The organism is Streptomyces spiralis, from assembly GCF_014654675.1.
Lineage (GTDB): Bacteria > Actinomycetota > Actinomycetes > Streptomycetales > Streptomycetaceae > Streptomyces > Streptomyces spiralis.
Genome location: NZ_BNBC01000025.1, coordinates 1 through 14798 on the forward strand (window position 1 = coordinate 1; position 14798 = coordinate 14798).

Below are 14798 nucleotides of genomic sequence, written 5' to 3' on the forward strand. Positions count from 1 at the left end.
AGCCCGCCACTACCAAGCCCTGGTCACCCTCGCCTGCCTCCGACTCTGGCTGACCTGACTTTGCGGACACCCCCTAGGGCCGACGGCCGAAGGAACCGGTGGGGAGGATGACATGGCAGGCTTGAGGCCTGCCGTGTGCACGTCCGATCATCCGGAGCGCTGAGCGTGGACCAGTTGGCCCTGCTGTTCATCGTGTTGCTCGGGGCTGTGATCAGCGTCCCGGTCGGGGACCGGCTCGGCCTGCCCGCGCCGGTGCTGATGACGCTCCTCGGGATCGTCCTCGCGGTCCTGGACTTCGTGCCGAACGTCGACATCCCGCCCGAGCTGATCCTGCCCACCCTGCTGCCGCCGCTGCTCTATGCCGCCGTGCGGCGCACCTCCTGGCGGCAGTTCTCGGCGAACAGACGACCGATCTTCCTGCTGGCCGTGGCGCTGGTGTTCGTCACCACCGTCTGCGTCGCCGCCGTCGCCCACACCATCGTGCCGGGGCTGCCGCTCGCCGCCGCCGTGGCGCTCGGCGCGCTCGTCGCACCGCCCGACCCGGTCGCGGCGACCGCCGTCGCCGGGCAGCTCGGCCTGCCGCGCCGTCTGGTGTCGATCCTGGAGGGCGAGGGGCTGTTCAACGACGTCACGGCCATCGTGCTGTACCACGTCGCGATCGCCGCCGCCGTCAGCGGGGAGTTCTCGGCCTGGCACGCCGGTCTCGACCTGGTGCTGTCCGCGGTGGTCGCGGTGGCCGTCGGCATGGCGCTCGGCTGGGGCGCGAACAGGCTGCTGGGCCTGCTGGAGGACGCCACCCTCCAGATCGGGCTGACGCTGCTGGTGCCGTACGCGTCCTACGTCCTGGCCGAGGAGCTGCACGGCTCCGGCGTCCTCGCCGTGCTCACCACCGCGCTGTTCCTGGCCGAGTACGCCGCCGACGCCGACGACGTGATGACCCGGCTGGCCGGGCACACGGTCTGGGACGTGGTCGACACGCTCGTCACCGGGGTGGCCTTCGGGCTGGTCGGCCTGGAGCTGCACAACGCCATCCGGACCGCCTCCAGCCACTGGAGCGAGCTGCTCGCCTGGGCCGGGGTGGTCGTGGCCGTGGTGGTCTTCGTACGGCTGTTGTGGCTGCTGCCGGCGAGCTGGCTGACCAACCGCCTGCACGCGTCGCGGAACTACGAGGAGGACATCCCGACCGGCTGGCGGGAGACCGTCGTCATGTGGTGGTCGGGGATGCGCGGGGTGGCCTCGGTGGCGCTGGCGCTCGCCGTGCCGCTGAAGACGGACAGCGGCGCGCCGTTCCCCAATCGGGACGAGATCGTCTTCATCGCCTTCGGCGTGATCATGGTGACGCTGGTGGTCCAGGGACTCACCCTGCCGTGGCTGGTGAAGCGGCTGGGGGTGCGGGCGGACACCGAGCGGGAGCAGGAGTTCGAGAGGGAGCTGGCCGTGCGGGCGGCCAAGGCGGCCAAGCGGCGGCTGCGCGAGATCGAGTCGGTCGAGGACCTGCCGGACGAGCTGTCCGAGCTGATGCAGCGGCGGGCCTTCGAGATCGGGCTGCGCATCAACCCGCAGATCGGGGACGAGGAGCGCCGGGAGGCCCACGAGTACCGGGTGCGGCGGCTGAAGCGGGTGCGGCGGATCCAGGGCGAGATGCTGAGCGCGGCACGCCACGCGGTGCTGGCCGCGCGCAGCGAGCCCGGCGCCGACCCGGAGATCGTCGACCGGGTGCTGCGCCACCTCGACGTGCGCAGCCTGCGGTGAACTCCTGCCGCCGCGTCCGCCACCGCTTCCTGATCCGGCCTGATCGACGAGACACCCCCTAGGCTCGTGCTCATGACTCGCAATGTGGTGATCAGTGGTGGTGGTACGGGGATCGGGCTGGCCACGGCGCAGGTGTTCGCGGCCCACGGGGACCAGGTCCTGCTGCTCGGACGGCGGGAGGAGGTGCTGCGCAAGGCGGCGGTGCCGGGGGCGCTCACCTGCGCCGCCGACCTCAGCGACGTGGGCGGGGTGCGGCGGGCCGCCCGGTTCGCGGCCGACGAGCTGGGCGCCGTGGACGTGCTGATCCACAGTGCGGGAGGGTCCGGCAGGCTGGAGCCCCGGGTGGAGCGGGAGGACCCGCTCGAACTCGTCGCCGACAACTGGCTGGTCAACTTCCGGATCAACACCCTGACCGCCGTGCTGCTCACCGAGGCACTGAAGGACCACCTGGCCGAGCCGGGCGGGCGCGTGCTGTTCCTGAGCTCCATCGCCGCCTACCGCGGCTCCGGCAGCGGTGCCTACGCCGCCTCCAAGGCCGCCCTGCACCCGTACGTCCACGACCTGGCCCGCGAGTTGGGCCCGCGCGGGATCACGGTGAACGCGGTCGCCCCCGGCTACGTCGAGGACACCGACTTCTTCGGTGAGGCGATGGACGAGGCCCGCCGCGAGCGGCTCGTCGCGGAGACCTCCACCGGACGCCCCGGCACCCCGGGCGACGTCGCCGCCACCCTGCACTGGCTGGCCTCCCCGGCCGCCGGTCACATCACCTCCCAGATCGTCCAGGTCAACGGCGGTGCGGAGCGCGGTCACTGACCGGCGGGGCGATGCGCTGGCGCGGCAGCCCGGCTTCGGCCGTGGTGACGCGCGGCAGGGCGGAGGGGTGTTCCTCGCACAGCCAGCGGATCATCTCCTCGCGCACCGCGACCCGCACCGTCCAGATGTCGTCGGCGTCCTTGGCCGTCATCAGCGCCCGGACCTCGACGGTGGTCGGCGTCGTGTCCGTGATGTGCAGGTTGTAGGCGCGGCCGTCCCAGGCCGGGCACGCGCGCAGGATGTCGCGCAGCTTCTCGCGCATCGCCTCCAGGGGCACGGAGTGGTCGAGGTGCCAGAAGACGGTGCCGGTCATCTGCGGGGTGCCGCGGGACCAGTTCTCGAACGGGTTGGACGTGAAGTACGACACCGGCATCGTGATCCGGCGCTCGTCCCAGGTCCGTACCGTCAGGAAGGTCAGTGTGATCTCCTCGACCGTGCCCCACTCGCCGCCCACGACCACGGTGTCGCCGATGCGCACCATGTCGCCGAAGGCGATCTGCAGCCCGGCGAACAGGTTGCTCAGCGTGGACTGGGCGGCGACGCCGGCGACGATGCCGAGGACGCCGGCCGAGGCCAGCAGCGAGGTACCGGCCGTGCGCATCGCCGGGAAGGTCAGCAGCATGGAGGCCGCCGAGACGACGATGACGACCGCCGAGACCACCCGCATGATCAATTCGACCTGGGTGCGCACCCGCCGCACCCGGGCCGGGTCGCGGTGGGCGCGGGCACTGGCGTAGCGCGAGTAGGAGGTCTCGACGACCGCCGCCGCGATCCGGATGGTCAGCCAGGCCGCCGACCCGATCAGCACCAGGGTCAGCGTCCGTCCCACGCCGACCCGGTGCTCCTCCAGCAGCTCGGCCTGGTCGTAGGAGCCTCTGAGCAGCGCGGTGCACAGCACGAGCTGATAGGGCACGCGGGCCCGGCGCAGCAGTCCCCACAGCGGTGTCTCGTGATGTCGTTCGTCGGCCTTGCGCAACAGAAGGTCGGTGGCCCAGCCGATCACCAGGGTGACGACGACGGAGCCACCGACCACGGTCAGCGGCCGGAGTACGTTCTCCATGTCTGGGAAGTAACCGGCGGCGGCCGTGCCCGAACCTGTGACGTGTGTCGCCCCGGTGCCCGCCTGGCACCATGGGCGCATGAACATCGTGCTCTTCCACTCGACCCATGGCCTCAGACCTGCGGTGCGGGAGGCCGCGGACCGGCTGCGCGCGGCCGGACACGAGGTGTGGACGCCGGATCTCTTCGAGGGCCGTACGTTCGACTCGGTCGAGGAGGGCATGGCCTTCAAGGACGGCATCGGCAAGGACGAGCTGCTCAGGCGGGCCGTGCTGGCCGCCGCGCCCTACTCGGAGCGGGGCCTGGTCTACGCCGGGTTCTCGCTCGGCGCCTCCATCGCCCAGACCCTCGCCCTCGGCGACGACAAGGCCCGCGGGCTGCTGCTTCTGCACGGCACGTCGGACGTGGCGCCGAACGCACGGGTGGACGAGCTGCCGGTGCAGCTGCACGTCGCCGAGCCGGACCCGTTCGAGACGGACGACTGGCTGAGCGCCTGGTATCTGCAGATGCGCCGGGCGGGCGCCGACGTGGAGGTCTACCGCTACGCCGGGGCCGGCCACGTCTACACCGATCCGGAGCTGCCGGACTACGACGCGGAGGCCGCCGAGGCCACCTGGCGGGTGGCGCTCGGCTTCCTCGAAACCCTCTGAGCCCGCCCCGGCCGGAACGCGCCTCAGACCGGGTCGTACGTCCGCTCGACCTTCTGCGTGCCGCTGCGCGTGCAGTACGAACGGGTCCAGGCGGACGTCGCGTTCGGGCTGGTGCGGTCGGACAGGACGTAGTAGTCCAGCTGCGCCCGCTCGGCGGTGATGTCCAGGACGCCGTAGCCGTGCCGGTCGGTGTCGACCCAGTGGACGTGCCGGTTGGCGGCGCGGATCACCGGAGCGGCGATCGCCGAGACCGTGCCCTCGGGGACCTTGACGATGTCGTCGAGGTTGTCGGAGGTCACCGAGGTGACCACGAACTCCGTGGCGGCGGACGGCGACAGCGGGTACGTACCGGCGTCCACCGGCACGTCGTTGGCCCACGCCATGTGGATGTCACCGGTCAGGAAGACGGTGTTGCGGATGGCGTTGGAACGCAGGTGGGCCAGCAGCTCCCGGCGGTCGTCGGTGTAGCCGTCCCACTGGTCGGTGTTGACGGCCAGGCCCTCCTGCGGCAGCCCGAGCAGTTTCGCCAGCGGCTTCAGCAGGTCCGCGGAGAGCGAGCCGACGACGAACGGGGAGATCATCACCGAGTTGCCGACCAGCCGCCAGGTGGTGTCGGACGCCTTCAGCCCGGCCTTCAGCCAGTCGAGTTGGGCGCGCCCGGTGATCGTGCGGTCCGGGTCGTCGACCGAGCCGCTCGCCGTGGAGGCCTGCTGGGAGCGGAAGGAGCGCAGGTCCAGCAGGGACAGGTCGGCGAGCCTGCCGAAGCGCAGCCGGCGGTAGGTGGTGCCCTCGATCGCCGGGCGCACCGGCATCCACTCGAAGTAGGCCTGCTTGGCCGCCGCCTTGCGGGCGCTCCAGGTGCCCTCGGCGCCCTCGGTGTGGTTGACGGCGCCGCCCGACCAGGCGTTGTCGGCGAACTCGTGGTCGTCCCAGATCGCGACGACCGGCGCCGTGTGGTGCAGGGCCTGGAGGTCGGGGTCGGTCTTGTACCGCGCGTGCCGGACGCGGTAGTCGGCGAGGGTGATGATCTCGTTCGCGGGCGCGTGGGGCCTGACGACCTTGTCCCGGGCCGCGTACTCGCCGGACTTGTACTCGTAGATGTAGTCGCCGAGATGCAGCCAGGCGTCCAGGTCGCCGCGGGCCGCGAGATGGCGGTACGCGGTGAAGTAGCCGGCCTCCCAGTTGGCGCAGGAGACCACGCCGAAGCGCAGGCCCGCGACGGCCGCGTCGTGCGCGGGCGCGGTGCGGGTGCGGGCGACGGGGGAGTCGGTGCCGTCGGCCGAGAAGCGGAACCAGTAGTCGGTGGCCGGCTCCAGCCCCCGGATGTCCGCCTTGACGGTGTGGTCGGAGGCGGCCGTGGCGGTGGTGGACCCCTTGGCGACGACGTCCGTGAACGCCTTGTCCCTGGCCACCACCCAGCTCACCGCGGTGTCCGGGCCGAGCCCGGAGCCCGGCACCGCCTCGGCGGTGGGGGTCACCCGGGTCCACAGCAGAATGCCGTCGGGCAGTGGGTCACCGGAGGCGACGCCGTGCAGGAAGGCCGGTGCGTCCGTGGCCGCGCGCGCCGGAAGCGCGGCGGCGAGCGGCCCGGCCAGAACAGCACTCGCCGCCGCGGCCTTGACGACCGTACGGCGGCGGGGCGAAAGGGAGTTGAGGCCCTTGGATGCCTCGGAGGATCTGTGTCGACTGGTCACGACCGATCAGGTTACTGATCGGTATACGGAAGAGTGGGCGAACTCCGAAAGTTCGCCCACTCTTCTGGCGGTGGTCGACGTCCGACGGAGCGTCAGGCCTTGAGGGCCGCGTCGATCGCCTTGTCGAACTCGGCCACCGTCATGGGCGCGTTCTTGCCGTCGGAGCCCGTCAGCGTCTTGCCGTCCATCTTCAGGGTCGGGGTGCCCTGAATCCCGTCCTTGTCGAAGATCTTGGACTCTTCCAGCGCCCACCTGTCGTAGGTGCCGTCCTTCACCGCCTTCTGGAACGCCGCGTTGCCCTTCAGAGCGGGGACCGTGTCGGCGATCTTGATCAGATAGGCGTCGTCCTTGAACTTGTCGTCGGTCTCCTCGGGGTGCCACTTCGCCGAGTACATCGCGGCCTTGTACTCGAGGAACGCTTCAGGGCTGACGTTGAGCGCGGCGCCCAGGGCGCTGAGCGCGTTCTTGGAGCCCTCACCGGGCAGGTTCTTGTCGAGGAACGTGGCACCGACGTACTGGAGCTTGAACTTGCCGTCGTCGATGTCCTTCTTCACCGTCTCGCCGACGGTCTGCTCGAACTGCGCGCAGACCGGGCAGCGCGGGTCCTCGTAGACGACGAGGGTCTTCTTGGCGGTGCTCTTGCCTATGACGACGGTCGTGCCGTCCGCCCCGGTGGTGTTGGCCGGCTTGACCAGCTTCTGGTCCTTCGCGGCCTCCCAGTAACCGGGCTTGTTGGACTGGACAACCGCGTAGCCGATGCCGCCGGCCGCCGCCAGCACGGCGACGACCGAGCAGGCGACGATGATCTGCCGCTTGACCTTGGCGCGCTTGGCCTGGCGCTCGCGCTCGACGCGCAGCCGCTCCCGGGCCGCCGTCTTCGCCTGCTGGCTGTTCCGCTTGCTCATGGTGGTGTTCTCCTGTGGGACACGCGGCCGTGCCGCGCGGGATACGAAAAGGGAGGGACTGCTCGTGCTCGGCGTGCGCCACCGCCCGGCCGTCGCTCAGATGCGGGCGAGGGCGGGGGCGGGTGAGCACGGCGGTCCGCGCCGTCCCAGGGAGTACACGAGGAGGCGGGTGCGCGGGGCGCTGTGGTGGGGCGCGGAGTGGACCGGCCTGCGGGCCGTGCGGGTCCGCCGGACCGTGACCGCCGCGACGGCGATCAGCAGCGGCCGGAACGTGGTCGCGGCCGCCGCGCGCAGCAGCTCGGCCAGGGCCCGCTCGCCGCGGCGCAGCCAGCCGGCCGCGAGGAGGCCGACGCCGACATGGGCGGCGAGCAGCAGCCATGCGGTCGCCGGGTCGGCGTGGGCCAGCAGGGCCGCGAGGCGGTCGGTGTCCGTGCCCGTCATACGGGCCAGCGGGGTGCCGAGGGCCGTGTGGTTGCCGCACAGCACGTCCCAGCCGACCGAGCGCAGCGGCCCGGCGACCGGGCCGCCGGCGGGGCCGTAGCAGACCTGCTGGCCGGTGGTGAAGACGGTGTCGGCGGCCAGCTCCAGCGGGATCAGCAGGGCGGCGATCCGCCCGAAGCCGCGCTCGCGGCCGGAGAGGGCGTAGGCGAGCAGGAACACGGCGGCCGCGACGGCGGCCACCGTGTTCAACGGCAGGGGGACCCGGGACAGCAGCACGTGCGACGTGGTGCTGAGCGTCACGACCACGGCCGTGAACAGCGCCGCGCGCAGGGCTCTGAGCTGGGTCCCGGATATGTCCATAGCGAATGAAGAGTGTGTCACGTGGGCCGGTAAAGGGTCCTTAAAGAGACCCTGTGAGCGGCCTCCTTGTCACAGACCCGGAATCCGACCGTTGCGGAACAGGTCCAGGAAGATCTGGTGATCGGCACGCGCCCGTGCGCCGTAGCCGTGCGCGAAGTCCACGAGCAGCGGTGCGAAGCCCGCCTCGTCGGCCGCGATCGCCGCGTCGATGGCCCGCTCGGTGGAGAACGGCACCAGGGACTCGCCCGAGGTGTCGTCCGCCGCCGCGTGCATGGTGGCGGTGGCCCGGCCGAGGTCGGCGACGACCTGCGCGATCTCCTCCGGGTCGTCGATGTCGCCCCAGTCCAGGTCGACCGCGTACGGCGACACCTCGGCGACCAGCTGCCCGGCGCCGTCCAGCTCGGTCCAGCCCAGCCACGGGTCGGCGTGCGCCTGCAGGGCGCGCTGGGAGATCACCGTGCGGTGGCCCTCGTGCTGGAAGTAGTCGCGGATCGCCGCGTCCGTGATGTGCCGGGAGACGGCCGGGGTCTGGGCCTGCTTGATGTAGATCACGACATCGTTCTCCAGGGCGTCGCTGTGGCCCTCGAGGAGGATGTTGTACGACGGCAGCCCGGCCGAGCCGATGCCGATGCCCCGGCGGCCGACCACGTCCTTCACGCGGTAGGAGTCCGGGCGGGCCAGGGAGGAGTCCGGCAGCGTCTCCAGATAGCCGTCGAAGGCGGCGAGCACCTTGTAGCGGGTGGCCGCGTCCAGCTCGATGGAGCCGCCGCCCGGCGCGAAGCGGCGCTCGAAGTCACGGATCTCCGTCATGGAGTCCAGCAGTCCGAACCGGGTCAGCGAGCGGGCGTCACGCAGCGCGTCCAGCAGCGGACCCTGCGCGGTGTCCAGGGTGAAGGGCGGCACCTCGTCGCTCTTGGCGCCGGTGGCCAGGGCGTGGACGCGCTCCCGGTAGGCGGCGGCGTAGACCGTCACCAGCTCGGTGATCTGGTCGTCGCTCAGGGCCTTGGCGTAGCCGATGAGGGCGATGGAGGCGGCGAAGCGCTTGAGGTCCCAGGTGAAGGGGCCGACGTAGGCCTCGTCGAAGTCGTTGACGTTGAAGACCAGACGGCCGTTCGAATCCATGTACGTGCCGAAGTTCTCCGCGTGCAGGTCGCCGTGGATCCACACCCGCGAGGTGCGCTCGTCCAGGTACGGCCCGCTGATCCCCCTCCCGCCGCCCCACCCGGCGTTCTCGCTGTCCAGGTCGTGGTAGAAGAGGCAGGCCGTGCCCCGGTAGAAGGCGAAGGCCGAGGCCGCCATCTTCCGGAACTTCACGCGGAACGCGGCCGGGTCGGCGGCCAGGAGCTCGCCGAAGGCGGTGTCGAAGACGGAGAGGATCTCCTCGCCGCGCTGCTCGTCGTTGAGCTGGGGGACCGACATCGCTGGGTGCCTCCTGGTACGGGTGGTACGAGACGTATGGACTGATCCTTCGCGGATCCTCCCTCACCCCAACGTCCGGCGGGGCGGGGGAGTGCCCGCGTTTCTCCTCGCACGAAGGTACGCGGCGGACGGCGCCGAGTGTCAGTGCCGGGGCATAGACTTCGACGCTGTCCCCCAGACTGTCCGCAGCCCGTCGCCCAGAGTTCTCCTTGGAGGCCGAAGCCGTGTCGAAGCCGCCGTTCACGCACCTGCACGTCCACACCCAGTACTCGCTGCTGGACGGTGCCGCGCGGCTGAAGGACATGTTCAACGCGTGCAACGAGATGGGCATGACGCACATCGCCATGTCCGACCACGGCAACCTCCACGGTGCGTACGACTTCTTCCACTCCGCGAAGAAGGCCGGAATCACCCCGATCATCGGGATCGAGGCCTATGTCGCCCCGGAGTCCCGGCGCAACAAGCGCAAGATCCAGTGGGGCCAGCCGCACCAGAAGCGGGACGACGTCTCCGGTTCGGGTGGTTACACCCACAAGACGATGTGGGCCGTGAACAGCACCGGCCTGCACAACCTCTTCCGCCTCTCCTCGGACGCGTACGCCGAGGGCTGGCTGCAGAAGTGGCCCCGGATGGACAAGGAGACCATCGCCCAGTGGTCCGAGGGCATCGTCGCCTCCACCGGCTGCCCCTCGGGCGAGGTGCAGACCCGGCTGCGCCTCGGCCAGGAGGAGGAGGCCCTCAAGGCCGCCGCCGACTACCAGGACATCTTCGGCAAGGACAGGTACTTCCTGGAGCTGATGGACCACGGCATCGAGATCGAGCACCGGGTCCGTCAGGGCCTCCTCGACATCGGCAAGAAGCTCGGCATCCCCCCGCTGGTCACCAACGACTCCCACTACACGTACGCGCACGAGGCGGGCGCCCATGACGCCCTGCTGTGCATCCAGACCGGCAAGAACCTCTCCGACCCGGACCGCTTCAAGTTCGACGGCACCGGCTACTACCTGAAGTCCACGGACGAGATGTACGCCATCGACTCCTCGGACGCCTGGCAGGAGGGCTGCGCCAACACGCTCCTCGTCGCCGAGATGGTCGACACCACCGGCATGTTCGAGAAGCGCGACCTCATGCCCAAGTTCGACATCCCCGAGGGCTACACCGAGGTCACCTGGTTCAAGGAGGAGGTCCGCCGCGGCATGGAGCGCCGCTACCCGGGCGGCATTCCCGAGGACCGCCAGAAGCAGGCCGACTACGAGATGGACGTCATCATCTCGATGGGCTTCCCCGGCTACTTCCTCGTGGTCGCCGACTTCATCATGTGGGCCAAGAACAACGGCATCGCGGTCGGCCCCGGCCGTGGCTCGGCCGCCGGTTCGATCGTCGCCTACGCCATGGGCATCACCGACCTCGACCCCATCCCGCACGGCCTGATCTTCGAGCGCTTCCTCAACCCCGAGCGCATCTCCATGCCCGACGTCGACATCGACTTCGACGAGCGTCGGCGCGTCGAGGTGATCAGGTACGTGACCGAGAAGTACGGCGCCGACAAGGTCGCCATGATCGGCACCTACGGCACCATCAAGGCCAAGAACGCGATCAAGGACTCCGCGCGCGTGCTCGGCTACCCGTACGCGATGGGCGACCGGATCACCAAGGCCATGCCCGCCGACGTCCTCGGCAAGGGCATCCCGCTGTCCGGCATCACCGACCCCGAGCACCCCCGGTACTCGGAGGCCGGCGAGGTCCGCGGGATGTACGAGAACGAGCCGGACGTGAAGAAGGTCATCGACACCGCGCGCGGCGTGGAGGGCCTGGTGCGGCAGATGGGCGTGCACGCGGCCGGCGTGATCATGTCCAGCGAGACCATCACCGAGCACGTCCCGGTCTGGGTCAGGCACACCGACGGCGTGACGATCACGCAGTGGGACTACCCGAGCTGTGAGTCGCTCGGCCTGCTGAAGATGGACTTCCTCGGCCTGCGCAACCTCACGATCATGGACGACGCCGTCAAGATGGTGAAGTCCAACAAGGGGATCGACATCGATCTCCTCAGCCTGCCGCTGGACGACCCCACGACCTTCGATCTCCTCCAGCGCGGCGACACCCTCGGCGTCTTCCAGTTCGACGGCGGACCCATGCGCTCCCTGCTGCGCCTGATGAAGCCCGACAACTTCGAGGACATCTCCGCCGTCTCGGCCCTGTACCGGCCGGGCCCGATGGGCATGAACTCCCACACCAACTACGCGCTGCGCAAGAACGGCCAGCAGGAGATCACGCCGATCCACCCCGAGCTGGAGGCACCGCTCAAGGAGGTCCTGGACGTCACCTACGGCCTGATCGTCTACCAGGAGCAGGTGCAGAAGGCCGCCCAGATCATCGCCGGCTACTCGCTCGGCGAGGCCGACATCCTCCGCCGCGTGATGGGCAAGAAGAAGCCCGAGGAACTGGCGAAGAACTTCACCATCTTCCAGGAGGGCGCGCGCAAGAACGGCTACAGCGACGAGGCCATCCAGGCCCTGTGGGACGTGCTGGTCCCCTTCGCCGGCTACGCCTTCAACAAGGCCCACTCCGCCGCGTACGGCCTGGTCTCGTACTGGACGGCCTACCTCAAGGCCAACCACCCCGCCGAGTACATGGCCGCCCTGCTGACCTCCGTCAAGGACGACAAGGACAAGTCGGCGATCTATCTCAACGAGTGCCGCCGCATGGGCATCCGGGTGCTCCCGCCGAACGTCAACGAGTCCGAGTCGAACTTCGCCGCCCAGGGCGACGACGTGATCCTCTTCGGCCTCTCCGCCGTGCGCAACGTCGGCACCAACGTCGTCGAGTCGATCATCAAGTGCCGCAAGGCCAAGGGGAAGTACGCCTCCTTCCCCGACTACCTCGACAAGGTCGAGGCCGTGGTCTGCAACAAGCGCACCACCGAGTCGCTGATCAAGGCCGGCGCCTTCGACACCATGGGCCACACCCGCAAGGGCCTCACCGCGCAGTACGAGCCGATGATCGACAACGTGGTCGCGGTCAAGCGCAAGGAGGCCGAGGGCCAGTTCGACCTCTTCGGCGGGATGGGGGAGGAGACCAGCAGCGAGCCCGGCTTCGGACTCGACGTGGAGTTCTCCGCCGACGAGTGGGACAAGACCTACCTGCTCGCCCAGGAGCGGGAGATGCTCGGCCTGTACGTCTCCGACCACCCGCTCTTCGGTCTGGAGCACGTGCTCGCCGACAAGGCCGACGCCGGCATCGCCCAGCTCACCGGCGGCGAGCACGCCGACGGCGCGGTCGTCACCATCGGCGGCATCATCTCCGGCCTGCAGCGCAAGATGACCAAGCAGGGCAACGCCTGGGCGATCGCCACCGTCGAGGACCTGGCCGGCTCCATCGAGTGCATGTTCTTCCCGGCGACCTACCAGCTGGTGTCCACCCAACTCGTCGAGGACGCGGTCGTGTTCGTCAAGGGCCGCCTCGACAAGCGCGAGGACGTGCCCCGGCTGGTCGCGATGGAGCTGATGGTCCCCGACCTGTCCAACGCGGGCAGCAACGCGCCGGTGATCCTCACCATCCCCGCCCTGAAGGTGACCCCGCCGATGGTCAGCCGCCTCGGCGAGATCCTCAGCCACCACAAGGGCGACAGCGAGGTGCGGATCAAGCTCCAGGGCCCGCGCAAGACGACGGTCCTGCGCCTGGACCGCCACCGGGTGAAGCCCGACCCGGCCCTCTTCGGCGACCTGAAGGTCCTCCTCGGCCCGTCCTGCCTGGCGGGCTGAGGCCTGACAACCGGCGTTCCCTTACGGGCGAGTGAGCCGAAGGGGCTGGAGCGCCCGGAGGTGAACCGAGCCACCAAAAAAGAGGGCGTACCCGTGCGCATCGGGTACGCCCTCTCTTCGTTACCAGGTTCAGGGCTCAGTCAACAGCCCGGACGCCGGGCCTCAGTTGTGGCCGAAGCGCTTCTGACGGCCCTTGCGGGACATGTCCGTCGGATTGACCTGCGGGGCGTGGTGCTCGGGCTGCGACTCCGTCAGGGAGTGCTCCGTCTCCTGCGGGCCGTTCGCGGCCACGGACGCCTTCTGCCGGCTGCGGTCCTGCTTGCGGTTCTTGGCCATGGTGATCAGCCTCCTGTGGGGGATCTAGGGGCCAGGGCCGGGACCAGATTCACATATGCTGACAATGAACGCATGTCGGATAATTACCGTACGTAACAAGGGGCATCGGGCCCCGAGCCCTCGAAACGCCACGCCGAAGATCGAGTTCGGGCCGTTAACCCTGGCGCGGTCGGGCAGACTCGAACCAAGCCCGAACCAAACCCAAGGCAAACCCCGAAGATCCAAGCCCGAAGCAACCTCCCCGGAAAGAGGGTGGAACGCGTGGACCGCTGCATCGTCCTGGTGGACGCCGGGTATCTGCTGGGGGCCGCCGCGAGCCTCCTCGCCGGGGAGCCGTCGCGGTCCCGGATCACCGTCGACCACACCGCGCTCATCCAGGGCCTGCGCGAACAGGCCGAGTCCGACACCGAGCGCCCGCTGCTGCGCATCTACTGGTTCGACGGCGCCCCCGACCGCGTCCCGCAGCCCGAGCACCGCAGGCTCCGCGTGATGCCCCGGGTGACCGTCCGGCTGGGCGCGCTGACCCGCAGCGACGGCCGCTGGGCGCAGAAGGGCGTGGACGCCGCGATGCACGCCGAACTGACCGAGCTGGCCCGCAACCGCGCCTGCTCCGACGTCGTCCTCGTCACCGGCGACGGCGACCTGCTGCCCGGCATGATGGCCGCCAAGGAGCACGGTGTCGCCGTCCATCTGTGGGCCGTCCAGGCCGCCGACGGCGACTACAACCAGTCCGAGGACCTGGTCGCCGAGGCCGACGAGCGGCGCGTCCTGGACCGCACGTGGATCACCAAGGCCGTACAGGCCAAGGAGTTCGGCGGCATCTGCGCGCCGCCGCCCGCGCCCCGCCCCGAGATCGCCGCGATCCTCTCCGCGCCGCTGCCCGAGTCCTCCCTGTCCCAGGCCGCCGAGCGCCCCGCCGAGGAGCGTCCGCACCCGGCCGCCGCGGGCGTGCGGGGCGGCACCGAGGAGCGGATGCCCGCCAAGGGCGTCCCCACCCCCAAGGACCTCGCCGCTCTGCGCGCCCCCGGCGCCCATCCCGCCCAGCACCCCACCACCGCCACCCTGCGCTGGTCCTCCGACAAGGGCTGGGTCGACCGTTCCGGCGTGGCCGCCGAGCCACCCGAGGCCGCCTCCATGCCGACCCTCGCCCAGCTGACCACGGCCGAGCAGCGGTGGGCGGACCGGGAGGAGGACATCACGACCGTCGGCGGTGACCCGTACGAGGTCGGGCAGGTCTTCGCGCGGCGCTGGGTGGAGCGGCTGGGCGACCCGAGCCATCTGCAGAAGCTGTCGTCGATGTACCCGCGCGTCCCGCACCGCATCGACGGCGAGCTGCTGCGCTACGCCGCCCGGTTCGGGCTGCTCGCGCACAAGGACGACCAGATCGACGAGCACGACCGGTACGCCATCCGGGCCGGCTTCTGGCGGGAGATCGACGTACGCACCGGCACCGAGCACGCCCCGGCGGGCGACTGAGCGGGCGACCGGGCCCCGGAACGGCGGTGGTTGGTCGCGGACGGACGCGACGGAGGAACCGGGAGAGGTCGCCCCAAGGGCGAGTAAAGCCCACGGACCCCGTAGTCTCGTCCTTTGTGAGTACGCGCG

The 14798-nt window shown here is 70.2% G+C and carries 11 protein-coding genes; 5 read left to right on the top strand and 6 right to left on the bottom strand.

Annotation, left to right across the window (positions count from 1 at the left end):
• Nucleotides 1–165: 165 nt before the first annotated feature.
• The gene (locus tag IE318_RS24335) at nt 166–1752 is read left to right on the top strand and encodes a Na+/H+ antiporter (protein ID WP_189903668.1); all 1587 of its coding nucleotides are present in this window, start codon (nt 166–168) and stop codon (nt 1750–1752) included.
• Between the two features lie 72 nt (nt 1753–1824).
• Nucleotides 1825–2565: an SDR family NAD(P)-dependent oxidoreductase gene (locus IE318_RS24340; RefSeq protein WP_030167718.1), complete on the top strand. Its 741-nt coding sequence runs from the start codon at nt 1825–1827 to the stop codon at nt 2563–2565.
• Here IE318_RS24340 and IE318_RS24345 read toward each other — a convergent pair.
• Nucleotides 2537–3625, bottom strand: a complete 1089-nt coding sequence (locus IE318_RS24345) for a mechanosensitive ion channel family protein (RefSeq protein ID WP_189903670.1) — start codon at nt 3623–3625, stop codon at nt 2537–2539. The two genes, IE318_RS24340 and IE318_RS24345, sit on opposite strands and share 29 nt — an antisense overlap.
• A 79-nt stretch (nt 3626–3704) precedes the next feature.
• On the opposite strand from IE318_RS24345, the gene IE318_RS24350 reads away from it, so the two are divergent.
• The gene (locus IE318_RS24350) at nt 3705–4274 is read left to right on the top strand and encodes a dienelactone hydrolase family protein (protein ID WP_189903673.1); all 570 of its coding nucleotides are present in this window, start codon (nt 3705–3707) and stop codon (nt 4272–4274) included.
• Nucleotides 4275–4297: 23 nt separating this feature from the next.
• Here IE318_RS24350 and IE318_RS24355 read toward each other — a convergent pair whose 3' ends face one another.
• The 4 genes from IE318_RS24355 to IE318_RS24370 all read right to left on the bottom strand — a co-directional run bounded on the left by IE318_RS24355 (nt 4298) and on the right by IE318_RS24370 (nt 9093).
• On the bottom strand, nt 4298–5968 hold the full coding sequence (locus IE318_RS24355) for an alkaline phosphatase D family protein (RefSeq protein ID WP_189903675.1): 1671 nt from the start codon (nt 5966–5968) through the stop codon (nt 4298–4300).
• A 92-nt stretch (nt 5969–6060) separates the two neighbouring features.
• Nucleotides 6061–6873: a DsbA family protein gene (locus IE318_RS24360; RefSeq protein ID WP_030167708.1), complete on the bottom strand. Its 813-nt coding sequence runs from the start codon at nt 6871–6873 to the stop codon at nt 6061–6063.
• Nucleotides 6874–6969: 96 nt separating this feature from the next.
• Nucleotides 6970–7674: a hypothetical protein gene (locus tag IE318_RS24365; RefSeq protein ID WP_189903676.1), complete on the bottom strand. Its 705-nt coding sequence runs from the start codon at nt 7672–7674 to the stop codon at nt 6970–6972.
• A gap of 69 nt (nt 7675–7743) precedes the next feature.
• Nucleotides 7744–9093: a DUF2252 domain-containing protein gene (locus IE318_RS24370; RefSeq protein WP_189903677.1), complete on the bottom strand. Its 1350-nt coding sequence runs from the start codon at nt 9091–9093 to the stop codon at nt 7744–7746.
• 224 nt (nt 9094–9317) lie between these two features.
• Here IE318_RS24370 and dnaE point away from each other — a divergent pair, with 224 nt between their 5' ends.
• Nucleotides 9318–12857, top strand: coding sequence for a DNA polymerase III subunit alpha (gene dnaE / locus IE318_RS24375; RefSeq protein WP_030167702.1), 3540 nt, complete (start codon nt 9318–9320; stop codon nt 12855–12857).
• Between the two features lie 162 nt (nt 12858–13019).
• Here dnaE and IE318_RS24380 read toward each other — a convergent pair whose 3' ends face one another.
• Entirely contained in the window at nt 13020–13193 is a 174-nt protein-coding gene (locus IE318_RS24380) for a hypothetical protein (RefSeq protein WP_189903678.1), read from the bottom strand.
• A 261-nt stretch (nt 13194–13454) separates the two neighbouring features.
• Between IE318_RS24380 and IE318_RS24385 the strand changes: the two genes are divergently transcribed.
• Nucleotides 13455–14669: an NYN domain-containing protein gene (locus IE318_RS24385; protein WP_030167701.1), complete on the top strand. Its 1215-nt coding sequence runs from the start codon at nt 13455–13457 to the stop codon at nt 14667–14669.
• Nucleotides 14670–14798 lie beyond the last annotated feature (129 nt).